Annotated in this window: 18 protein-coding genes, 1 tRNA gene, 2 rRNA genes and 1 other annotated feature; of the genes, 19 read left to right on the forward strand and 2 right to left on the reverse strand. The window is 43.1% G+C overall.

The genetic code is table 11. The annotated features are described in order from the left end of the window. From BO225_RS08450 to cls, 3 genes are all read left to right on the forward strand, one after another. Nucleotides 1-86 (forward strand): 23S ribosomal RNA (locus tag BO225_RS08450); the annotation flags it as partial. 92 nt (nt 87-178) lie between these two features. Then, nucleotides 179-292 (forward strand): 5S ribosomal RNA (gene rrf, locus BO225_RS08455). A gap of 110 nt (nt 293-402) precedes the next feature. Next, complete coding sequence (cls, locus tag BO225_RS08460) at nt 403-1,938, forward strand: cardiolipin synthase (protein WP_076341801.1); 1,536 nt, start codon at nt 403-405, stop codon at nt 1,936-1,938. Nucleotides 1,939-1,968: 30 nt separating this feature from the next. On the opposite strand, the gene BO225_RS08465 is transcribed toward cls, so the two are convergent. Further along, entirely contained in the window at nt 1,969-3,342 is a 1,374-nt protein-coding gene (locus tag BO225_RS08465) for a class II fumarate hydratase (RefSeq protein ID WP_076341802.1), read from the reverse strand. Nucleotides 3,343-3,433: 91 nt separating this feature from the next. Here BO225_RS08465 and pulA point away from each other — a divergent pair, with 91 nt between their 5' ends. The 16 genes from pulA to holA all read left to right on the forward strand — a co-directional run bounded on the left by pulA (nt 3,434) and on the right by holA (nt 21,903). Continuing rightward, complete coding sequence (gene pulA / locus BO225_RS08470; protein WP_076341803.1) at nt 3,434-5,539, forward strand: type I pullulanase; 2,106 nt, start codon at nt 3,434-3,436, stop codon at nt 5,537-5,539. Between the two features lie 66 nt (nt 5,540-5,605). Further along, the gene (locus tag BO225_RS08475) at nt 5,606-7,117 is read left to right on the forward strand and encodes an IMP dehydrogenase (protein WP_076341804.1); all 1,512 of its coding nucleotides are present in this window, start codon (nt 5,606-5,608) and stop codon (nt 7,115-7,117) included. Nucleotides 7,118-7,180: 63 nt separating this feature from the next. Further along, nucleotides 7,181-8,266: a MarR family transcriptional regulator gene (locus tag BO225_RS08480; protein ID WP_233120313.1), complete on the forward strand. Its 1,086-nt coding sequence runs from the start codon at nt 7,181-7,183 to the stop codon at nt 8,264-8,266. Further along, nucleotides 8,253-9,467, forward strand: coding sequence for an ATP cone domain-containing protein (locus tag BO225_RS08485; protein WP_076341806.1), 1,215 nt, complete (start codon nt 8,253-8,255; stop codon nt 9,465-9,467). Before BO225_RS08480 ends, BO225_RS08485 begins: the two co-directional genes overlap by 14 nt. A gap of 54 nt (nt 9,468-9,521) precedes the next feature. Further along, a tRNA-Leu gene (locus BO225_RS08490) sits at nt 9,522-9,608 on the forward strand. Nucleotides 9,609-9,666: 58 nt separating this feature from the next. After that, entirely contained in the window at nt 9,667-10,833 is a 1,167-nt protein-coding gene (gene mnmA / locus BO225_RS08495; RefSeq protein ID WP_076341807.1) for a tRNA 2-thiouridine(34) synthase MnmA, read from the forward strand. Beyond that, a complete protein-coding gene (recD2, locus tag BO225_RS08500; protein WP_076341808.1) occupies nt 10,820-12,943 on the forward strand; it encodes an SF1B family DNA helicase RecD2 in 2,124 nt (707 codons plus the stop codon). Before mnmA ends, recD2 begins: the two co-directional genes overlap by 14 nt. 31 nt (nt 12,944-12,974) lie before the next feature. Continuing rightward, nucleotides 12,975-13,163: a binding site (T-box leader), on the forward strand. Between the two features lie 32 nt (nt 13,164-13,195). Then, on the forward strand, nt 13,196-15,823 hold the full coding sequence (gene alaS / locus BO225_RS08505) for an alanine--tRNA ligase (RefSeq protein WP_076341809.1): 2,628 nt from the start codon (nt 13,196-13,198) through the stop codon (nt 15,821-15,823). 98 nt (nt 15,824-15,921) lie between these two features. Beyond that, nucleotides 15,922-16,173: an IreB family regulatory phosphoprotein gene (locus BO225_RS08510; RefSeq protein ID WP_076341810.1), complete on the forward strand. Its 252-nt coding sequence runs from the start codon at nt 15,922-15,924 to the stop codon at nt 16,171-16,173. A gap of 2 nt (nt 16,174-16,175) precedes the next feature. Then, on the forward strand, nt 16,176-16,601 hold the full coding sequence (gene ruvX / locus BO225_RS08515; RefSeq protein WP_076341811.1) for a Holliday junction resolvase RuvX: 426 nt from the start codon (nt 16,176-16,178) through the stop codon (nt 16,599-16,601). Nucleotides 16,602-16,629: 28 nt separating this feature from the next. Beyond that, nucleotides 16,630-16,881: a DUF1292 domain-containing protein gene (locus BO225_RS08520; RefSeq protein ID WP_076341812.1), complete on the forward strand. Its 252-nt coding sequence runs from the start codon at nt 16,630-16,632 to the stop codon at nt 16,879-16,881. Further along, a complete protein-coding gene (gene mltG, locus BO225_RS08525; RefSeq protein ID WP_158023820.1) occupies nt 16,874-17,965 on the forward strand; it encodes an endolytic transglycosylase MltG in 1,092 nt (363 codons plus the stop codon). The genes BO225_RS08520 and mltG overlap by 8 nt, the downstream gene beginning before the upstream one ends. 50 nt (nt 17,966-18,015) lie before the next feature. Continuing rightward, complete coding sequence (gene greA / locus BO225_RS08530; RefSeq protein ID WP_076341814.1) at nt 18,016-18,489, forward strand: transcription elongation factor GreA; 474 nt, start codon at nt 18,016-18,018, stop codon at nt 18,487-18,489. Between the two features lie 84 nt (nt 18,490-18,573). Continuing rightward, nucleotides 18,574-19,059, forward strand: coding sequence for a ComEA family DNA-binding protein (locus tag BO225_RS08535; RefSeq protein ID WP_083632160.1), 486 nt, complete (start codon nt 18,574-18,576; stop codon nt 19,057-19,059). Then, nucleotides 19,056-20,909 carry a ComEC/Rec2 family competence protein gene (locus BO225_RS08540; protein WP_076341815.1) on the forward strand — a complete coding sequence of 618 codons (1,854 nt, stop codon included), beginning with the start codon at nt 19,056-19,058 and terminating at the stop codon, nt 20,907-20,909. Before BO225_RS08535 ends, BO225_RS08540 begins: the two co-directional genes overlap by 4 nt. Before the next feature lie 31 nt (nt 20,910-20,940). Then, nucleotides 20,941-21,903 (forward strand): DNA polymerase III subunit delta, encoded by a 963-nt coding sequence (gene holA / locus BO225_RS08545; RefSeq protein WP_158023821.1) that lies wholly within the window; start codon nt 20,941-20,943, stop codon nt 21,901-21,903. Nucleotides 21,904-21,970: 67 nt separating this feature from the next. Here holA and rpsT read toward each other — a convergent pair whose 3' ends face one another. After that, entirely contained in the window at nt 21,971-22,237 is a 267-nt protein-coding gene (rpsT, locus tag BO225_RS08550) for a 30S ribosomal protein S20 (protein ID WP_076341817.1), read from the reverse strand. Nucleotides 22,238-22,281: the final 44 nt, after the last annotated feature.

Consider the following 22,281-nt stretch of genomic DNA (forward strand, 5'->3'; position numbering starts at 1 on the left):
TGAAGACGACAAGGTGGATAGGCCGGGAATGGAAGGGCAGCGATGTCCGGAGTGGACCGGTACTAATAGGCCGAGGACTTGATCAGAAAAGAGAAGAGAGGACGCCATGACTTGAAACAGACGAAAGGGTTGTGTCTGAAAGATTTTTCCGGTTTTGAGGGATCGATCGAGGAGAAGATCCGGTGGTGACAGAGAAGTGGAAATACCTGTTCCCGTCCCGAACACAGAAGTCAAGCACTCCATCGCCGAAGGTAGTTGGCTTAGCGCCTGCAAGAATAGGACGCTGCCGGTTCTAGAGAAGCTAGCAAGACAGACTTGCTGGCTTTTTTTTGTTATAAATATTCTAATTGTTTCTTAAGAATTGGAATGAAAAGAGTATGCTATAATTTCGACGAGGTAGTTATGAGAAGGATATTTAAACTCTTAAAACAAAAAGCATTTTATATCGTCGCATCCCTATTGATCCAGGTGATCTGTCTAGGTGTGATCGTGACCTATTTTTCAACCCGTTTTACATTTTTCTATGTGATCATGGTCATCTTAAGCATTATCATGGCCATCCACGTCATCAACCGTGACTCCGATTCGAGCTCCAAACTGCTCTGGGTCGCCTTGATCTTAGCGGTCCCTATTTTTGGAGGACTTATTTACTTGCTCTTTGGGAACCGCAAGATCCCTAAAGCACTTATGGCTCAAGATCGCCAAGCGTATTCCGATTATAAAAAATATGCCATGCAGAACATCCAGACGCTCGAACAAACAAATGGCGAAGACCATATATTGGACCGAATGATCTCGTTGGCATGGTCCAACGGCTATTTTCCAGTCTATGAAAACTGTAAGACAAAATACTTCGATACAGGGGAAATCATGTTCGAGTCGATCAAAAAAGATCTCAAAGAAGCGAAGAATTACATTTTCTTTGAAACCTTTATTTTAGATCAAGGCCATATGTGGGACACGATTTTGAATATCCTCCTTCAAAAAGTAGAAGAAGGAGTTGATGTGCGATTGATCTATGATGATTTTGGAACGATCACGCATCTTGAAAAAGATTATGAAAAATACTTAAACGAACGAGGAATCAAAACCTATACATTCAATAAGATCCGACCACAGCTGGCAGTCCAGATGAATAACCGCGACCATAGAAAAATGATCATCATCGACGGACTTAAGGCCTATACAGGAGGCATCAATATTGCCGATGAATATATCAACACAAAAGAACGCTTTGGGTATTGGAAAGATATGGGGATCCGCATCGAAGGAAAAGGCGTAGAAATGTTCACGATCGCTTTTTTACAGATCTGGAACTATCAATCCAATGAAAACACCCAATACGATTCCTTTTTATTGCCAGAAAAAGACTACGAAAAAATCAAGGGACAAGGCTACATCATCCCATTTTCAGATTCACCAACCGATGACAACAATACCGGCAAAAATATGCACCTGAATATGCTGAATATGGCCAACGACCTTTTCTGGATCACTACACCGTATTTGATCCTCGATACAGAAATGGTCAACGCCCTCACGCTTGCCGTGAACAACGGAGTGGATGTTCGAATTGTCGTACCAGGCATCCCCGATAAAAAACTCGTCTATGAAGTGACGAAAAGCAATTATGAATTGCTCATTAAAAAAGGTGTCAAAATTTACGAATACACTCCCGGATTTATCCATGGCAAGGTTTGCCTATCCGATCAGGAAAGTGCTTTAGTAGGAACTGTAAATATGGATTTCCGCTCCTACTACATCAATTACGAATGCGGGATCTGGCTCTATAAAACGAGCTGCATTCCGAACATCAAGCATGACTTGGAACAAATCTTTGAACAATCCCACCTTGTGACATTAAAAGAATGTCAAGAAACAAATCCGATCGTTCGCAATTTTCGAAATATTCTTAGAATCTTTTCACCACTCATGTAAAAGAGGAAAGCCACAGCTTTCCTCTTTTATCTATTCTTGGATCATTTTTTCTGGCACCACAAATTCATCAAATTGCTCTGCGCTCAAAAAACCAAGCTGCACGATCGCTTCTTTTAAAGTCAGATCTTTCTGGTAAGCATATTGAGCCGCCTGTGCCGCTTTTTTATAGCCGATCACTGGATTCAAACACGTGACAAGCATTAAAGAATCATGCACATTCGACTCCATTTTCTCTTGATTCGCCTTTAAACCTTGCAGTAGATGCTCACTAAAAGAAATCATCGCATCCGCTAATAAACGCGCGCTTTGATCTAAATTGTACGCGATCAAAGGCATATAGACATTCAACTCAAAATTTCCTTGACTCGCTGCGATCCCAACAGCGCCATCGTTTCCCATTACTTGAACACAAACCATGCTAAGCGCTTCGCACTGGGTAGGATTGACTTTCCCTGGCATGATCGAAGAACCTGGCTCATTGGCCGGGATCACGATTTCGCCGATCCCGCACCGAGGCCCGCAAGCAAGCCAGCGAATATCGTTGGCAATCTTTAGAAGATTGGCAGCCAAGCTTTTCAAAGCGCCCGAATAAAAAGCACACGCGTCTTTGCTTGTCAAAGCATGGAATTTATTTGGATCAGGAACAAAAGACTCTTTTAAAAACTCGCTCAAAAGATCATCCACCATTTGATCAAATCCTTTCGGACAATTGATCCCAGAGCCAACTGCGGTGGCCCCGCACGCTAATTCCCGTAAAAACGGGAGGACAGCTTCGAGTTGGGCTTTACTGTGTTCAAGCATCGACCGATAGCCGCTCAACTCTTGCGAAAAATAAAGGGGTGTCGCATCTTGAAGATGCGTTCTTCCAATCTTGATGATTCCTTTATTTTCATCTTCGAGCCGTCTAAAATCGCTGATCATTCGATCCAAGGCAGGAAACAATAGATTCTGGATCTCCATCACACACATGATATGGAGAGCTGCCGGAAACGTATCGTTCGAAGACTGAGAACAATTGACCACATCATTTTGGTGCAGGATCTCTTCATGGGCCCACTCATTGCCAAGCATCGTGATCACTTCATTCACATTCATATTGGTTTGGGTTCCCGAACCCGTCTGCCACACACTTAAAGGAAATTGATCAAGATAGTTGCCTTTGAGAACTTCATCACAAACATGCACGATCGCCTCTTTTTGAAAAGAAGAGATCAAGCCAAACTTTTCGTTCGCCAAAGCGCACGCCTTTTTTAAATACATAAAACTCATGATGAGATCCTTAGGCATCTTTTCTGAACCAATCTTAAAATTCTCTAAACTCCGCTGTGTTTGGGATTTCCAATATTTATCGCTTTCAACTTCGATTTCACCAAGAACATCGCTTTCAATTCTCGTTTTCTTCATATAAGTCTCCTTCTTTGAAGGTATTTTAGCATCTCTAGAAACAAAAATGAAAACTCCATGTTAAAATAAAAAAAGGAAGGCGGTTTTTTTTATGCGAATGAAAGACCCTTACGAGGCGTATATCGATACATACAACACGATAAACGTCTATATGTCAAAGAATTTTTACGATGGACAAAGCAAAAGCTTCCATCTTGAAGATCTAGAAGGAAATATGATCCCATTAAGCGTGCAGCAACGCTCGGATCTCTATAACGGATATACTCATTATCGACTCTCGATCGATCAGCCACTAACGATTGGCACCGAATATTATGTATACAGCGATTCTTGCCGGAAAACACCAGCCAAGTACGCTCACATCGTGAAAACAGCCGAATTTGCCCGCGAATTCACGAATATCACTGAACAGCTTGGCGCCCATTATACAAAAGATAAAACGACTTTTGCTTTATGGGCCCCGACAGCTGTAAGGATCGTGCTTTGCCTCTATGAAGGCGAGCAAACCAAAACCTATGAATTGAAACGTGAAAACCAAGGCATCTTTAAAGTCGAGGTCCAAGGCGACCTGCATGGAGTGCCTTATACTTTTTTAGTCCGCTGCAATGGGGCATGGACCCCGTGCATCGATCCTTATACGATGTTTTCTACGACGGATGGGCAAAAAAGTGTCGTGATCGACGAAACGACACTTGCTTTACCAGAAAAAGTAGAAATGGAACCCCAACAAAGCAATACAGACGCGATCATTTATGAAGTATCGATCCGCGACATGACAAGTCATAGCGATATTGGCGTCTCGCATCCCAAAAAATTTGTCGGCTTCATCGAAGAAAACGAGATCACGCGTCTAAAGAATACGGGATTCAGCTATATCAAAGATCTAGGCATCACGCATTTGCAGATCATGCCCGTCAATGATTTTGGAAGCGTCGACGAATTCCATCAAGACCTCTACTACAATTGGGGCTATGACCCGATGCAGTTTCGAGCGCTGGAAGGTAGCTATTCTCTTGATCCAGCCAACCCTGTATGTCGGATCCAGGAATTCGCGCGGCTCGTCAATACGTGCCATAAAAACGGGATCCGCGTCAACTTGGATGTTGTCTTTAATCATGTGTATGATAAACAACGCTTTGCTTTGGAAACACTTGTTCCAAATTATTATTTTTTGATGAATCAAAATGGCGAGTTTTCAAATGGGAGCGGCTGCGGGAACGATATCGATACCCAGCCGATCATGTCAAAACGATATTTCCTCAATACATGCCGCAAACTCATCCATACATTCGATATCGATGGGCTTCGATTCGATTTGATGGGGATCTTGGATATCAATTTTATGAATGAAGTCGCGCAGACTTGCCGCTCGATCAAACCCGGTTTTATGATCTATGGAGAAGGATGGAACATGCCAAGCTTCTTGCCAGAGAACCAAAGAGCGAGTCAGCAGAATCAAAGCCAGATGCCGAATATCGGTCATTTTTCTGATCGGTTCCGCGAAGTGATCCGAGGCTCCAACAGCGACTTGCACCAGCGAGGCTACGCCAGCGGAAATATCCAGAAGATCAATGAAGCGATGCAAGTCTTGGCCGCTAGTTGTCAAGATTTCGTCTTCAATTCGCCACAAAAAGTCGTGAATTTTGTCGAATGTCATGACAACCATACACTATGGGATAAAAACAGGGTCGCTTGCCAAGGGGAAGGAAGAGATCTAAGAGAGAAGCGGCAGATCTTAGCCAACGCGATGGTGTTGTTGGCGCAAGGAATCGCATTCATTCATTCCGGTCAAGAATTTGGTCGAACAAAAAACAACATCGGCAATTCATACAATCAGCCGGATGCCGTCAATAGCATCGACTATACTAGGCGGAATTTCCATCAAACGATCATGAAAGATACCAAAGAGTTGATCAAGATCCGCAAGGAACACCCTTCGTTCCGCTTGAAAACAAGCGAAGAGATCGCGAACAATGTCAGCTTCGAAATGATCGAAAACCAAGTGCTCGTTTATAAAACCAACAAAGACAACGATCGGAATTACGTATTTTTCAATCCGACCAGCAACAGCTTTCAATACTTTATGAACGAAAAAGGGAAAGTCATCTTCGATAATGGAAATTCGAACGATCCATACAATCAAAACTTGATCATCGCCCCTTACAGTGTATTGATCTACCATCTAGGACAAGAGTAAACGAAAGACTCGAGGTTGAATGCCAATTTCGGTGTGATATAATGTTAGAAAATATTTGGAGGAACTATGGCAAAATTTTTCAAAGAACCATCTAGAACATTTAGCGAATACTTGCTTGTGCCAGGCTATTCTGGACCCGATTGTACACCCGACAACGTCTCATTGAAAACGCCTTTGGTCAAATTCAAAAAAGGAGAAGAACCCGCTTTATCTTTAAATATTCCTATGGTTTCCGCTGTCATGCAGGCTGTCAGTGGCGAAGAAATGGCTTGCGCCCTTTCTAGAGAAGGGGGAGTCAGCTTTATTTATGGCTCGCAGCCAATTGAAAGCCAAGCGGAAATGGTCCGAAATGTAAAAGCGTCGAAAGCAGGATTTGTCGGCAGTGATTCAAACCTTTCTTTGGATAGCACGCTTGCCGATGTTCTCGCTTTGAAAAAGAAAACGGGTCACTCGACGATGGCCGTGACAGATACAGGAAAAAGAGATGGAAAGCTTGTGGGGTTGGTCACTTCGCGCGATTTCCGCGAATCTCGTATGGATAAGAACACCAAAGTCAAAGATTTCATGACCGCGTTCGACAAGCTGATCGTTGGAAAGGATGGCATCTCTCTTTCTGAAGCCAACGATATCATTTGGGAACATAAACTCAATCAGCTTCCTATCGTCGATGAGAATCAGCGCTTAAAAGCGTTCGTGTTCCGTAAAGACTATGATTCCCATAAAGAAAATCCAAATGAGCTTTTGGATGAAAACAAGCGCTATATCGTTGGAGCCGGAATCAATACAAGAGACTACGCTCAACGCGTTCCAGCCCTTGTGGAAGCAGGCGTCGATGTACTCGTGATCGACTCTTCCGAAGGTTATTCCTGCTGGCAAAAAGATACGATCCAATGGGTGCGCGAACATTATGGCGACAGTGTGAAGATCGGCGCAGGAAATGTCGTCGATGGCGATGGATTCCGCTTCTTGGCCGAGGCAGGTGCGGATTTTATCAAAGTCGGGATCGGTGGAGGCTCGATCTGCATCACCCGCGAACAAAAAGGAATCGGTCGTGGACAAGCGACAGCGACCCTCGATGTAGCTAACGCGCGCGATGAGTATTTCAAAAATACCGGAATCTATATTCCGATTTGTTCGGATGGCGGGATCGTACACGATTACCATATCACTCTCGCTTTAGCCTTCGGAGCCGATTTCGTTATGTTAGGTCGTTATTTTGCACGTTTTAAAGAAGCGCCAAACAAACGCGTGAGCATCAATGGAAACTATATGAAAGAGTATTGGGGCGAAGGTTCTGCCAGAGCGCGTAACTGGCAACGTTATGATGTTGGTGGAGAAGGAAAGATGTCTTTTGTCGAAGGTGTCGATTCGTTTGTACCTTACGCTGGGTCGCTTCGAGACAATGTCGCTTTGACCTTATCGAAGATCAAACATACGATGTGCAACTGCGGATGCTTGACGATACCAGAACTTCAACGAGATGCCAAAGTCACGCTCGTTTCTTCAACAAGTATCGTCGAAGGCGGGGCTCACGATGTGGTTGTCCGGGATGAAAATGTGGATGCTAAAGTTCAGTAAAAGAAGGGTCGCCTTCTTTTCTTTTTGATGATGAAACAAGAACACGCGCATAAAAGCGATATCATGATGGATATCAGCATCTTGTATCGAAACACCCAAAAGTATTTCGACCGCAAGCTCGAACCATTGAAACTGACATACGCCCAGCTTCCCGTTTTATTCGCAATTTATGAAGAAGAAGGGATCTCGATGCAGCGCATCGTCGAAAATGGCCAATACGATAAAGGGACCGTTACCAAGAACGTGCAAAAGCTCGAAAATCTAGGCTATATCAAAACTGTGCCCTCGAAAGTAGATAAACGTCTAAAGCATCTATATCCAACCAATGCGTGCGCGCAAATCATGCCGACCATATATCAAATGCGGGCTGATTGGTGGACTAAGGTCACAACAAGCATGGATAGAGAACAACTAGATGTTTTTCAAAACACATATTCTCTTTTGAGTGCCAATGTCAGCGCGTTTGCGGCTTGGAAACTCGATGAATTTCGATTTTATGATTTAGATCCTTTATGTGTTGGTCATGAACCAGGAAAACTGAGCGCTTGTCTCTATACAGCTGGATGTAATCTTCGTTGCCCAGATTGTCCAAGAAAAGATCTAGTCTATCTCAAAGAATCCAAAACACCTCTAAAAATGGAAAAAGTCAGCGCGTTTTTAGAGGAGAGAAAACACTTTTTATCAGCGCTTTGCATTCAAGGAGGCGAAGCGTGCTTGAATCCAGAACTCTCACATTTCTTTATCTATGTCAAACAGATGGGGTATACGATCATTTTAAAAACCAATGGAACGAAGCCAAAGGTTTTGAAGCAATGGATCGAAGAAAACGCAGTGGATAGAATCTGGTTCAACTTTAAAAGCCCCCCTCGACTCTACGCGAAAAAAACAGGGATGGACTTCTTTGACTTCTCGCTGATCGAACAAACATTGCAGATCCTGAAAACGATCCCGGATCGTACGGTCGTTGAAACAAGGCTTGCGCTTGATCTGTTTGAAGGCGGACTTGAAGAGATGGCGGGCTATCTTGATAAATCGTTCAAATGGATATGGCATGTTGATACATCGCTCCAAAACGAAACGATTCTCGTAGAAAAAGAGCGCTGTCAACACTATGTGAAAGAAATAGAGATCCGATATGCAAATACTTAAAGTCGAAAAAAGAGATGGGACGTTCGTCGATTTTGATCTAAAGAAGATCATCGCCGCAATCGAAAAAGCGTTTCAATCTCAAAACACGATCCAAGATCCTCAAATTATCGAACTTTTAGCTTTAAAAGTGAGCGCCGACTTCAAAAACAAGATCGAAGATGGCTATATTCAAGTCGAACAGATCCAAGATAGCGTGGAAAGCGTTTTAGCCCAAAGCGGATATGTGCAAGAAGCCAAAGCGTTCATCTTATATCGTGTTCAACGCACGAATGTCCGGAAACTTTCTTCTGAGAGAATCGAAGGCACATCGATGGATCTAGAAAGTTTGAAACAAAAGATCGTCGCCTCTTATGTGAGCCGTTTTTGGAGCAATGATATTTTTGATGCTTCCATACGAGAGGCTATGGAAAATAAAGCATTCGAATTTATCGATGACAACGATCTAAAGCTAGGCAAGCTGTCCCTTTCTTTAGGAAAACACTTCGCCACGGATTCGATCGAAACATGCATCGACTGGATCGCCTCCCTATCTAAAGAATGGTCCGCTATCGACTTGTATGATCTTGAATCGGTGATTCATTTAAATGATGATCTAAAGAACTTGCTGTTAGTACTAGAAAACCTAGATTGTTGTTTTTCGATCGTTCTCGAAGAAAAAGAATGGATCTCAAAAATAGAAGAGATCAGCGAACGGATCGAGTGGAGATGGAAAACGTCGAGAGAAGCCATTTGCGAAATCGGACAAACTACAAAAATGACGCCGATCTATTCGATCGATCAAGAAAAAGAAATCGTCTGTGCTTCTTTATGGTTGAAGGATACGAATCAAATCGAACTGGCTCAACGAGCTTTGATCACGAAAAAAGAAGTTTTTGAGCAGCTGTATCGAACCGGCTTTTATCCGAAAACGAAGCAATTGCTCAAGGATACCTTTGATCCCGTTTGTCAAATCTTTTCAGAAGAGATCCAGAACCAGCCTCTTCAAAACAAAAAGATCCATGTGATTTACCGCAAAGATTTCCATGAAAGCGATCTTTTTTTGATCCTACATTCCTTAGAGCAGATTCAGGTGCCTTCGATCTTGCGTTTTTATACGGATCTTGTCGATATCGATCCTGACGCTATCGAAGTTCTCCTTAAAAAAATTGGGGAAAGCGTGAATCAACCATTAAAATTTCAACTTTTTTTAAAAAAGTGTTGAAAATCGATTCTCTGTTTGCTATTATGAATAGGCAATCAACGAACAGAGATTCATGCCCGGGTGGTGAAATTGGTAGACGCAGTGGACTCAAAATCCACCGGTAGCGATACCGTACCGGTTCGAGTCCGGTCCTGGGCACCATTTGCAATCATCAAGCAGCCGAGCTGCTTGTTTTTTTTTATAAAATTAGGAGGAAAGCATGAAAGTCTTATTAGGGTTGAGCGGCGGGGTCGACTCTGCCATAGCTGCGTATCTTTTACAAAAGCAAGGATATGACGTAACTTGCTGTTTTATGCGAAATTGGGATAGTTTTGCCAACAACGATATTTTAGGGAATCCATTGATCCAATCGGATATTTGTCCTCAAGAACAAGACTATCTCGACGCCAAAGCGGTCGCAGAACATCTAGGCTTGACTTTAGATCGAGTCGATTTTATCGAAGACTACTGGAATAAAGTCTTTTTGACATTTTTAGAAGAATATAAAAAAGGAAGAACGCCCAATCCTGATATTTTATGCAATCAATACATTAAATTCGACGCTTTTTTCCAATACGCGATGGATCATGGGTACGATATGGTTGCTACCGGGCATTATGCGAGCACTCAACAAAAAGATGGCTTTACCTATCTTGCACGGGCAGCCGACACAAATAAAGATCAAACGTATTTTTTATGCCAAGTAGCGCCGGAAGCGATCGCTAAAACGCTCTTTCCCCTTGGCAATATCACAAAGTCGGAAGTCCGCAAGCTCGCCGAAGAGCTTGATCTAGAAAGCGTGATGAAGAAAAAAGACAGCACCGGGATCTGCTTTATTGGCGAGCGGAACTTTCGAGAATTCTTGAGCAACTATTTGCCATCCAAACCTGGAGAAATCATCGATATCAACACCGGAAAAATTGTCGGAGAACATATAGGTGTATTGTATTATACGATCGGACAGCGCAAAGGACTTCACATCGATCACGAAAAAGGCCCATGGTTCGTGATCGGCAAAGATGTAGAAACGAATCGTCTATTTGTCACGCACCATACGCAAAAACAATGGCTTTCTTCCGATCAAGCGCTTATCAAAAACATCAACTGGATCGTCGAGGATAAAACATCGATCCCGCAAGAGCTTACATGCAAGTTTCGATATCGCCAAAAAGATCAAGACGTAAAACTCAAGTGGATCACGAACGACAGCGTGCTGCTTTCTTACCCTCAAGGAATCGAGGGCGTCACGGAAGGGCAAGAAGCCGTCCTTTATGATGGCGAGCTGTGTCTTGGAGGAGGCGTGATCGATGTCGTATATAAAGAAGGGAAAATCCTTCACGATACGATCTTGCAGCGTTATGAGGAATTGAGACATGGGCGAGACTAAGCTCAAAGCGAAACTCGTTTCCATACGCTATACGAGTCCGGATCAAATGTTCATGGTCGGAACCTTTTTGCAATCCGATACGTATCATCGCTTTGTAGGGGCAGGGAAGCTTAGTGCGCCTGAAGTCGATTTTGAATATGAATTGATCGGGCACTTCGGGGAGCATCCTCGATATGGGACTCAATTCATGATCGAAGGAGCGCAAAAGATCCTTCCTACGCAAAAGGAAGCGATCATCGCTTTTCTTTCTTCTTCCCGTTTTCCGACGATCGGGAAGAAAAGCGCCGAAAAGATCTATGAGACGTTTGGCGAAGACACGCTCAGTCGACTAAGCGAAGATCCGAGTTTATTAAAGCAGCTGGATGGCTTCCCAAAAAAGAAGATCGAGATCATTGAAGAAGGCTTAGCGGCATTTGCTGGATTTTCAAAGACGTATTTGGAACTAGTAGAACTCGGACTTTCTGAACGGCAGATCCAGACGCTTGAAGAACAATACGACAATGTGCTAGATGTTCTTCAGGATGATCCTTTCACTCCATATTACGAAGTCTATGGTTTTGGATATAAAAGTTCAGAAAAAGTCGCCGATCACCTCAATATAGATCTTCGTGATTTTCGAAGGATCGACGCGAGGATCCATGAAGCGATCCAAAGCCACACGATGAAGAGCGGGGATACATTTATCGAGTATGCGCCGCTTCGAGCCATGTTTTCAGGGTTAAATCAAGAAGATTTTGAAGAATCGCTCCAACGGCTGATCGAAAAAGAACGCCTAGAGTACGATCGAGGCAAGTTTTATCCATATCATTTATTAAGCGAAGAAAAAACGATCGCCCGTTCGATCTTAGAACATCAATTCAAAGTGGAACCGATCGATGAGGCCATCCTCGAGGAAAAAATCGAAGAAGTCGAATTCGCCTACGCCATCGAATACGATCCAACGCAAAAAAAGGCGATCAAGGAATTTTTCAATCATTCTTTTATGATCTTGAATGGCGGACCAGGAACTGGGAAGACAACGATCGTCAAAGGGATCCTCGCGCTGCTGAAATCTTTATTTCCGAGCGCTATCGTGCAGTTATGCGCGCCGACAGGCAGAGCGAGCAAACGATTGTATCAATTGTCGCAAAACGACTCGAAAACGATCCACTCACTTCTGCAGTGGAATCTAGAAGATAATTCGTTCAAGAAAAATGAAAACGATCCTCTCGATATTGACTTTTTGATCGTCGATGAGACCTCAATGGTCGATACTCACGTATTTTCTCAGCTTTTACTCGCACTACCTTCGCATACGCGGATCTTGTTGATCGGAGACGAGGATCAGCTAGAAAGCGTTGGCCCGGGAAAAGTGTTCAATGACTTGATCGATTCCAAGCAGTTTCCTTTGATCCATCTCGAAAAGATCTTTCGACAGTCCAGCGGATCGGGAATCCCGCTCTTAGCTCAAAATATTAGAGAAGAAACAAGATGTCATTATGAAGATGGTGTCAAGTTTCAGGCATGCCGTTCATATGATGTGATGTCAATGATCACGCAATATCTTCAACGTATGAACCGCTTCGAAAGAGAAAAAGTGCAGATCATCGCGCCAAAATACAAAGGGAGCGCAGGCATAGACGCGATCAATCAAACTTTGCAGCTTCTTTTGAATCCACCTGCCCCCGATAAAAAAGAATGGAAGATCGGGACCTATTTGTTCCGGGAAAATGATAGGGTGATGCTTTTGAAAAACATGCCCGAAGACGATGTCTATAATGGAGATATGGGCGTGATCGTTCAAATTGAAAACAGTGTGATCAGTGTGGATTTTGGAGAACAGATCGTCGATTTTGATCAAGATATTTTATATTATTTGACACTCGCCTATTGTATCAGTGTTCATAAATCGCAAGGAAGCGAGTATTCGAATGTAATCTGTGTAGTCGCCGATCAAGCGAACTTCATGATGAATAAGCGCTTGCTGTATACCGCTATATCCCGGGCGAAAAAAGAACTTCTTCTTTTGGGAGATCAAAGGCTCTTTGAAGAAAAAGTGCGTCAAGCCAACACTTCGATTCGAAGGACTACCTTGCAAGAAAAGTTGGATCCAAAGCTTGCCCTGGATTGATTTTAGGATTCTTTTTTGTTAAGATACGAGTAGTTTGACAATGAAAAAGAGGAGTAGAAGATCAGATCTTTGCAGAGACAAGGTGGCTGGTGAAAACCTTGAAGATCTTTTTTTTGAAGGCTGCTTTGGAGTTGAACCGCTCTTCGCGTTATCGAAGAATCAAGCGCATTCTTTATTGAAGAATGAATTAGGATGGTACCGCGTGATCAACGTTCCTAAATTTAGGGACGTTTTTTTTATGGGAGGAGAACAATGAAACAATTAACAGGAAATCAAGTTCGACAAATGTTTTTGGATTATTTCGCGTCCAAAGGACATATGATCGAACCTGGCGCGAGCTTGATCCCAGACAATGATCCAACGCTTTTATGGATCAATGCTGGAGTCGCGGCTCTTAAAAAGTATTTTGATGGTTCGCAAAAACCACGCTGTAATCGGATCGCCAACGCGCAGAAAAGTATCCGCACCAACGATATTGAAAATGTCGGAAAAACAGCAAGACACCATACGTTTTTCGAAATGCTCGGAAACTTTTCGATCGGTGATTATTTCAAAGAAGAAGCGATCCCATTCGCTTGGGAATTTTTGACTAGCGAAGAATGGATGGGCATCGATAAAGATCGTCTTTATGTTTCTGTCTATACAGATGATGAAGACGCTTATCGGATCTGGACAGAAGTATGCAAAGTTGATCCTAGCCATATTCTGAAAACAGATGAGAACTTTTGGGAAATCGGAAAAGGTCCAGGAGGCCCGGATTCAGAAATATTCTTCGATCGTGGCGAAAAATACGATCCAGAACACTTAGGAGAACGGCTCTTTTTTGAAGAGCTAGAGAACGATCGTTATGTCGAAGTGTGGAATGTCGTATTCTCGCAATTCAACTGCGATCCTGCGATCGACCGCAAAGAATATAAAGAACTTCCACAAAAAAACATCGATACAGGGATGGGATTGGAACGTTTGGTCGCTCTTATACAAGATGGAGAGACGAACTTTGATACAGATCTTTTCTTGCCAATCATCCACGCAACCGAGAAATACGCCAAATACCCTTATGAAGGAGAATATAAAATGGCTTATCGGGTCATCGCCGATCACATCCGAACGATTGTATTCGCTTTAAGCGATGGCGCCAATTTCTCCAACAGCGGACGAGGCTATGTACTGCGCCGTGTGCTTAGAAGAGCGGCTCGTTATGGATTGAAGCTCGGGATCGATGAACCATTCCTCTATAAGCTTGTTCCCGTTGTCAACGAGGTAATGAAAGATTTCTATCCATATTTGCAAGAACATACTTCGATGAACGAGAAGCTCATCAAAAATGAAGAGGAAACATTTAAAAAGACATTGAAGGTGGGCCAATCGATGCTTGATGAAGAGATCAAGAACGCAAAAGATGGCAAACTTGGTGGAGATGTCGTCTTCACTTTGTACGATACATATGGCTTCCCATTCGAGTTGACACAAGAAATCGCCGAAGAAAACGGATTGACAATCTCGCGCCAAGAATTCGACGCCCACATGCAAGAACAAAAAGAAAGAGCGCGGAACGCACGAAATACGAAAGATTCATTCAACGCGCAAAACGAAGCTTTGATGAATTTTACGACACCTTCTGAATTTGTCGGTTATGATACGCTTGCTTGTCCTGGACAAGTGATTGCTCTATTCAAAGAAGGAGAAATGGTTGATTCCCTGCAAGGAGAAGGAGAAGTGATCTTTGATCAAACTTGCTTCTATGCAGAAAGCGGCGGACAAGTCGCGGATACAGGTGTGATCGAAAATGAAGAAGTCAAAGCGGATGTCGTCGATGTTCAAAAAACACGCAACTCGCAGCACTTATTGAAAGTTATTGTCCAAGAGGGGACATTGCATACGGGAGATATTCTCGAACAAAAAGTCGACGCGAAGCGCCGCATGAAGACGACAGCCAATCACTCCTGCACCCATTTGCTTCAAAGTGCTTTGAAAAAAGTGCTCGGCGAGCATATCCAGCAAGCTGGAAGCTTTGTCGGGCCTGATTATTTGCGCTTTGATTTCCGTCATTTTGAAAAGATCACACCAGAACAGCTTCATGAAGTCGAAGCGATCGTCAATAGCTATATCGAAAACGCATATCCAGTCACGAAAGAGATCATGGCGATCGAGGACGCGAAAAAATCGGGAGCTACCGCGCTATTCAACGAAAAATATGGAGATACGGTCCGCGTCGTAACAATGGGGGATGCTTCGAAAGAGTTTTGTGCTGGTACCCATGTCAACAACACTTCGGCTATTGGTGTCTGCAAGATCATTGGCGAAGAATCGATCGGTTCCGATTCGAGACGGATCAGCGCGAAGACAGGATTTGCCGCTTATCAAGAGTTTGCCAACGAGCACCAGCAATTAGAAACGATCGCGGACGCTTTAAAACAGAAGAGCATCAAAGAGATCGATCAAAAGGTGATCTCAACGATGGATTCATACAAGGAACTTCAAAAAGAAGCTGAAAAGATGAACAATCAAATCTTGTCTTTGAAATCCAACGAATGGATCAAAGATCAAGAAGAGATCAACGGCTTCCATGTATTGATCAAAGCGATCAAAAACCTAGATGGGAAAGAGATGAAAGAAATCGCGACCGATCTCAAAGGCAAGGACGCGAATTTGATTGTCTTCTTCTACGCGATCAACAACGATAAAGTCGTCTTTGTTTCTGGTGTCGGAAAAGAAGCGATCGCCAAAAAAGCGAATGCTGGCACGCTTGTCAAATCGGCGGCCCAGATCTGCAAAGGAAATGGTGGTGGAAAGCCGGATCTAGCACAAGCAGGTGGTAAAGACGCTTCCATGATTCAAGAAGCGATCGATTTTGTGAAAGCAAGTATTCAATCTTTATAGCCAAAGTGGCGAAAATGCCCAATTTTTTGCGAAATGAAAACACTTTTCTTTTTAAAATAGATAGTATACAATGACAATATGTTAGGAGTGTGATGGGAATGAGAGACGTTACAGCAACGATGACTTTCACGACCGAAGAGATTCGACGCGAAAATATCAAAACGATTTTGAAAGAGGTAAGCCAAGCTTTAGAAGAACGCGGCTACAATTCGGAGAATCAGATCGCTGGTTATTTGATCAGCAACGATCCTGCTTATATTTCTTCACATAAGAACGCGCGGAATCTGATCCAACGTATTGAACGTTACGAGATCATTGAAGAGCTCGTCCGCGCTTATCTGGAAAAGTAGAGATGGCGAAGATCATTGGTTTAGATCTTGGCAGTAAGACTTGCGGTATCGCGATCAGCGATGCTCTGCAAATGATCGCCCGCGCTTTGACGACCGTCCGTTTTGAATCGGATGATTATGAAGCGTGTTTGCAGGAAGTCTTGAAGATCTTGCAGGAACAGAAAGTAAAGGAAGTCGTCCTCGGCTTGCCAAAGCACATGAATGGCGATATTGGGGTCCGTGGACAGATCTCGATCGATTTTTCGAAAATGTTGGAAGAACACGGGATTCAAGTCAAATTGTGGGATGAGAGGCTAACGACTGTAAGCGCAGAGAGGTTGTTGATCCAAGGGGATGTTTCGCGTAAAAAGCGAAAGAAGATCATCGATCAAATGGCGGCAGTTCAGATCTTGCAAAGTTATTTAGATCATAAAGGCGGGGGATTTTAACTTCCGCTTTTTTTGAAAGGAGAATACAATGTTAGATTCAAATTGTTTATATGTAAAAGATGAAGAAGGAAACGAAGTCAAAATGACGATCTTGTTCACATTCGATGCGCCCGATGGAACGCAATACGTCGTTTTCCAAAGAGCGGACGATGAAGAAGGAGAAGTTTACGCTTCCCGTTACAACGATCAAGGCGAGCTTTTGCCAATCGAATCGGATGAAGAATGGGATATGGTCCAAGAGGTGATCAATACATTTATCGAGGATGAAGAGGATGCCTAAAAAAAGGCGGCGAGTGAAAGTCGGAAGGATCATTTTAGGGATCCTTATCCTGCTTCTCATTACGGCAGGAAGCCTCACCTTTTATGCCTATTCGGCTTTGCGGCCAATGGGTCAAGGCAATATCGAAAAAGAATTCGAGATCCAAGAAGGGGAAAGCTTGTCAACTGTTTTAGAAGATCTGCAAAAGGAAGACTTGATCAAAAACTCGACGATCGCCTCTTTATACGCGAAAATGAGCGGACATGAAACGCATTACGCTGGGACCTATTTATTAAAAGATAATATGTCGGTCCAAGAGATCTTAGCTTATATCGCCGATCCTTCTAATATCATGGCAGAAACGATCCACTTTACGATCCCGGAAGGAACATGGGCGAAAGAGATCGCGGCCAACCTAAGTCAAGTCATGCCGTATTCGCAAGAAGAAATCTTGCAATTATGGAACGATCCAGCTTATATTCAAGAGCTTTCCAAGACGTATTCATTTATTGATCCAAGCATTTTGGATAACGAGCAGCTCAAAGTGAAGCTCGAAGGGTACTTGTATCCAGAAACGTATTATTTGGATAAAGATATGAGCTTGGATGCGATCACGCGGGCGTTCTTGGATCAATTCAATATCGTGTATCAAGAAAATAAAGAAGCCTTTGAGCAGAGCGGCATGAGTGTCGAGCAAGTCGTAACGCTAGCGAGCATCATTCAATTTGAATCGGGCAGCGTGGAAGATATGAAGACGATTTCTGGCGTGTTCCATAATCGTCTACAACAGAATATGAAGCTAGAATCTTCGGTGACCGTTTGTTATGCGCTCTATGAAGATTTTAAGGACGCGAGCGATTGCGAAACCCAATACGATGTCGATTCGCCTTACAATACCTATCAAGTTGAGGGACTTCCGCCTGGACCGATCTTGAATCCTGGAAAAGAGGCGATCTTGGCCGCTCTTTCTCCTGAAGAGAACGACTACTTGTTCTTCGCGGCAGATATCCATAACGTAAAATCAAATCCAGGAAAAGTCTACTATTCGAAAACGTATGAAGAGCATGAACAGATCGTGAAAGATTTAAAGCTAGTGATTGAATAAGCGATTTGGAATTGCTATAATTTCAAAAGCAATCAAGGAGCTGATATATAATGGCAAATGAAAAGTTTTATGTGACCCAAGAAGGGTACGATGATTTAAAACGGGAACTTGATGAGCTCGTCCATACAGTTCGTCCTCAAGTGATCGTAGAACTACAAGAAGCGCGCGCGCAAGGCGACTTGTCCGAAAACGCCGACTATGACGCAGCCAGAGAACACCAAGCGCAAGTCGAAGCCCGTATTCATGAAGTCGAAGCGATTTTGAAGCAAGCGGAAATCATCGAAGAAGATGAAAGCGCCAAAGAAATCGTCCGCATCGGATCGGTCGTGACGCTTAAAGATCTTTCCGATGGGGAAGTGGCGACGTATACGATCGTCGGAACGACCGAAGCAGATCCTTTTGAAGGCAAGATCTCAAACGAATCGCCAGTCGTTCAAGCGATACTCGATAAAAAGGCGGGGGATGTGGTTACAATCTCAAAAGCGGCAATTCCTTACGATGTCGAGATCCTGGAAGTCAAGTAAACGAAAAATAGAAACGCAAAAGAACAGCGATGGGCTGTTCTTTTTTATGTTGACCAATCTTGAAAGCTCTAGTATTGTAGAAGCATGAAACAAATTAAGTACATGCTTTTATGGATGTGTCTTTTTTTGTTCTTTCTTTATTCCTTCTATGGCCGGAGCACGCCGATCGACTTGTCGAATTCTATTTCATCAACAATCCAAGTCGAGATCAAAGGAGCGATCCAACAGCCTGGCTCTTATTCATTAGAGCGCAATTCCACCCTCACTATGCTTCTTGAACTTGCTGGAGGCCCAAGCGAAACGGCCGATCTTTCCAGTTTGTCCATGAATCGGACGTTGGCCAACCACGATATGATCGTGATCCCTGAAAAAAGCGAAGAACAAAAGATCTCCATCAATTCCGCTTCAAGCGAACAGCTTCAATCTCTTCCTGGTATTGGTCCCTCGATTTCTCAAAGGATCATCGAATATCGCGAGCAGGCGACTTTTCAAAATCTAGAAGATATCATGAATGTCAAAGGTATCGGCGAAAAGATGTTCGAAAAGATTAAAGAAAGGATCTGCTTATGAATTTTTTCGTATTGGCGCTCTGCTTCTATTTAGTAACTATTCCGGACTTGTATTATGCATTTTTTCTTTTTGTCTTTCTGATCCTATTTTTATGGATCCGTTTTCATCAAAAAAAACTCCTCTTTCTATTTTTATCTCTTTTTTTGCTCAACTCGGTTTCTAAACTCCCGCCTCCTGCTCTTGATCTCTCTAAAGATTTTAGTGTTGTTACGATCAAGAAAGGCTATGCGCTAGCTAGCAATAGGAGCGGTACGATCGTTTTATATGAACCAGAGAAGCTGCACTATCAAGATCAGATCCGGGTCCACTCGAGTCGGGCGATCGAATCGCTAGGGAATTTTACCCTATTTTCTTTTGAGAAGCATATGGCCAGTCAACGCATTTATGAACAGGCAGACGACTATACCATCCTCGCTCAAAAAGATTCGATCAAAAACCGATTGTATGATAATTTCAAATCAAAAAACGATCCGTTTTTTATGTCCGCCCTGTATGGGATCCACGAAAAAGAGTCTATGATCGCAAGCTTAGGGGTGCCCGTTTTAGCGTTGCTCAACATGGTTCGATCTACGATCAAAAAAAGATGGGACCCACGCAAAGCGCAATGGATCACGCTCGTTTTGGCTGTATGGTATGGATCCTTGTTCGTGCTCTCTTCTTCTTTGATCCGCTATATTTTGCATACGTTTGGCAAACTTCTCTTTGATGATTGGAAGCATCAGTTTTCCTTTTTCGTGATCGTATATTTGTTGATGATCCCGTATGGCTCCTTAGATCTTTGTCTTGTCTTTCCAATGCTTTCCATCTTGCTGTATCGAACCGGGAATCAAGTCTGGCAGCTATGGATCAACACCCTTCTTCAAGCCTTTTATTTTCGTTCGATCGATTTCTTTCAACTTCTTTTCTTCTCGTTTCTTCGCAAGATCTATGGATTGTTGTTGATCGGAAAGCTGCTCGTCCCATTCTCTCTTCATGTAGAATTGCCCTCTTGGCAATGGAAGGTCTATCCTAACGTTTTGATTTTCGCTTTGTTTTTGTTTTGGCTTTTCCACTGGTGTATAGGCAAGAAAAGGCATCAAATTCAACTAGCGCTTATCATTACTGTTTCCTTACTCTTTGCGCCTTATATATCTCCATTTTTTCATGTTTTTGCGATTAATATAGGACAGGGGGACTGCTTTTTGCTGGTGGAGCCTTTTAACCGTTCGGCGACGATGATCGATTGCGGACAAAATCTCTATCGGGACAATATCGAGGAGATCGTTTTTCCTTTTCTTGAAGACCGCGGAATAAGCAAGTTGGATCTTTTGCTGCTGACTCACGATGATTTTGATCATAGCGGGGGACTGGAAAGTCTTCAGAATAAGATCGAAATCGAGCAGATCATCACCGACTCATCGCAGAAGCTCCCATATCCATTCATGCAAAATTTACTGATCGACCGCGTGGCGGAAGATGAAAACGAGACTTCATTGATCACCTATATTCAATATGACGGTTTTCGTTATCTTTTCATGGGCGATGCGAGCGCGAATATCGAGCAACAGCTGATGGACCAATATACAAGCATTCCATGCGATGTCTTGAAAGTCGGACATCATGGATCCAATACGAGCTCATCGAAGCGCTTTATCGACTGGATCGTCCCAAAGTTTTCCATGATCAGTGTGGGTAAGGATAACCGATACCATCATCCAAGTCCCGAAGTGATCGCGAATTTGAACGATGTTTCGTCGATCATCCTTCAAACCCAAGATGTCGGCGCGCTTCATTTTATGACATGGAAAAATCATTTGTTCCTTGAAACAGACGCTGGATATTATGGTTATCAATACAATGGAGACACTTGAAGTTTTGGGCATGATTCAAGATAATAAAACTATGCATATGATCATTTATGGAAAAGACGCTTCTAGAATGGATCTGAAGCTAGAAGAAATCAAAAAGAAATATAAAGACTTGGAACGGAAGAATTTTGATCTCAAAGAAGATGAACAAGGGACGGTCCTGAATGCGCTTGATACACGTTCATTGTTTGAAGAAAAGAGATTGTTCATCATCAAAAACGCGGATTTTCTTGGCAAGAGCCAAAAGGATGTAGATTATGAAGTCAAGGCGAAAGAGTGGATCGAACGCTTAGAGACGGAGGATATCCTTGTCTTCTTGCTCGCTCAAGATCAACTTACGAAAAAGAAAGAATGGCAGCCGTTTTTTGAACAGGCGGCGTTGCTCGCCTGTAAAAGCTTGGATGCGAAAAATCAAAAAGCATACGTGTTGGAACAGACCAAAAAAGTCTCGCTCTCGATCGATCCCGATGCTTTGCAGTGGTTCATCGCCCATATTGGCACCAACTCGAAACGGATCCTTGATGAAATCGATAAACTAAGCCTTTATCCTGGAGAGATCCATTTAGAAGAGGTTCAAAAGCTCGTTTCCAGCGAGCCGATCGAAGATGTTTTTAAAATGAGCGATGCGCTGTTTGAAAAAAACGGTTTAAAATTGATCGCTTATTATCGCAATTTTCGAGCCCAGAATATGGAAACGCTCCAAATCATCGCATTGCTCGCTTCACAGATCCGCTTCTTATTTCAGGTCCGCGTATATATGGATGGAGGGTATCCTAAAGAGAAGATCATCGATCTTACCAAAGCGCACCCCTATCGCATCCAGCTCATGATGAAAAAAGCGTCTCGTTTTGAAGCCGATGAGCTTCTTCATGAGCTAAGCCAGCTGGCTAGATTGGACTATCAGTTAAAAACGGGAATGATCGATCGGGATGAAGGGTTTGAAAACTTCGCTTTGTCGCTCATGCCAGAATTTCAAACGAAAAGCCTCCTGATCTAGGAGGCTTTTCGGGTATAAAAAAAAGGCGGCTATTCACCGCTATTTTGAGCTCAAATAAGAATCAGGATTATTCCTCGATCGAGTTGATTAGTTTTGCCAAACGTGATTTTTGACGAATCGTGTAGTTTTTGTGGCGAAGTCCTTTGGCAGCAGCTGAATCCAATTTTGAAGTGCATTCAGAAAAAGCTTTGACTGCGGCTTCTTTATCTTTCGCTTCCACAGCAGCACGTACTTTTTTGATCGATGTTTTCAAAGCCGATTTCTTTGAAACATTGCTGTCGTGCGCCTTTTGGTTTGTTTTAACACGTTTCATCTGTGATTTGATTTGTGGCATTGGTGTACACCTCCTGACATAAATGCATTGAGATTATAGCAAAA

Source organism: Dubosiella newyorkensis, assembly GCF_001945605.1.
GTDB classification, from domain to species: Bacteria; Bacillota_I; Bacilli_A; order Erysipelotrichales; family Erysipelotrichaceae; genus Dubosiella; species Dubosiella newyorkensis.

What these genes read in the sequence shown, in the direction of transcription:
- BO225_RS08480 (WP_233120313.1), top strand. Translation starts at nt 7,181, where the DNA reads ATGATGGATATCAGCATCTTGTATCGAAACACCCAAAAGTATTTCGAC.
- mltG (WP_158023820.1), top strand. Translation starts at nt 16,874, where the DNA reads ATGCCTAAAAAAAGGCGGCGAGTGAAAGTCGGAAGGATCATTTTAGGG.
- alaS (WP_076341809.1), top strand. Translation starts at nt 13,196, where the DNA reads ATGAAACAATTAACAGGAAATCAAGTTCGACAAATGTTTTTGGATTAT.
- recD2 (WP_076341808.1), top strand. Translation starts at nt 10,820, where the DNA reads ATGGGCGAGACTAAGCTCAAAGCGAAACTCGTTTCCATACGCTATACG.
- BO225_RS08535 (WP_083632160.1), top strand. Translation starts at nt 18,574, where the DNA reads ATGAAACAAATTAAGTACATGCTTTTATGGATGTGTCTTTTTTTGTTC.
- ruvX (WP_076341811.1), top strand. Translation starts at nt 16,176, where the DNA reads ATGGCGAAGATCATTGGTTTAGATCTTGGCAGTAAGACTTGCGGTATC.
- BO225_RS08465 (WP_076341802.1), bottom strand. Translation starts at nt 3,342, where the DNA reads ATGAAGAAAACGAGAATTGAAAGCGATGTTCTTGGTGAAATCGAAGTT.
- BO225_RS08510 (WP_076341810.1), top strand. Translation starts at nt 15,922, where the DNA reads ATGAGAGACGTTACAGCAACGATGACTTTCACGACCGAAGAGATTCGA.
- BO225_RS08520 (WP_076341812.1), top strand. Translation starts at nt 16,630, where the DNA reads ATGTTAGATTCAAATTGTTTATATGTAAAAGATGAAGAAGGAAACGAA.
- mnmA (WP_076341807.1), top strand. Translation starts at nt 9,667, where the DNA reads ATGAAAGTCTTATTAGGGTTGAGCGGCGGGGTCGACTCTGCCATAGCT.
- holA (WP_158023821.1), top strand. Translation starts at nt 20,941, where the DNA reads ATGCATATGATCATTTATGGAAAAGACGCTTCTAGAATGGATCTGAAG.
- cls (WP_076341801.1), top strand. Translation starts at nt 403, where the DNA reads ATGAGAAGGATATTTAAACTCTTAAAACAAAAAGCATTTTATATCGTC.
- greA (WP_076341814.1), top strand. Translation starts at nt 18,016, where the DNA reads ATGGCAAATGAAAAGTTTTATGTGACCCAAGAAGGGTACGATGATTTA.
- BO225_RS08540 (WP_076341815.1), top strand. Translation starts at nt 19,056, where the DNA reads ATGAATTTTTTCGTATTGGCGCTCTGCTTCTATTTAGTAACTATTCCG.
- BO225_RS08485 (WP_076341806.1), top strand. Translation starts at nt 8,253, where the DNA reads ATGCAAATACTTAAAGTCGAAAAAAGAGATGGGACGTTCGTCGATTTT.
- BO225_RS08475 (WP_076341804.1), top strand. Translation starts at nt 5,606, where the DNA reads ATGGCAAAATTTTTCAAAGAACCATCTAGAACATTTAGCGAATACTTG.
- pulA (WP_076341803.1), top strand. Translation starts at nt 3,434, where the DNA reads ATGCGAATGAAAGACCCTTACGAGGCGTATATCGATACATACAACACG.
- rpsT (WP_076341817.1), bottom strand. Translation starts at nt 22,237, where the DNA reads ATGCCACAAATCAAATCACAGATGAAACGTGTTAAAACAAACCAAAAG.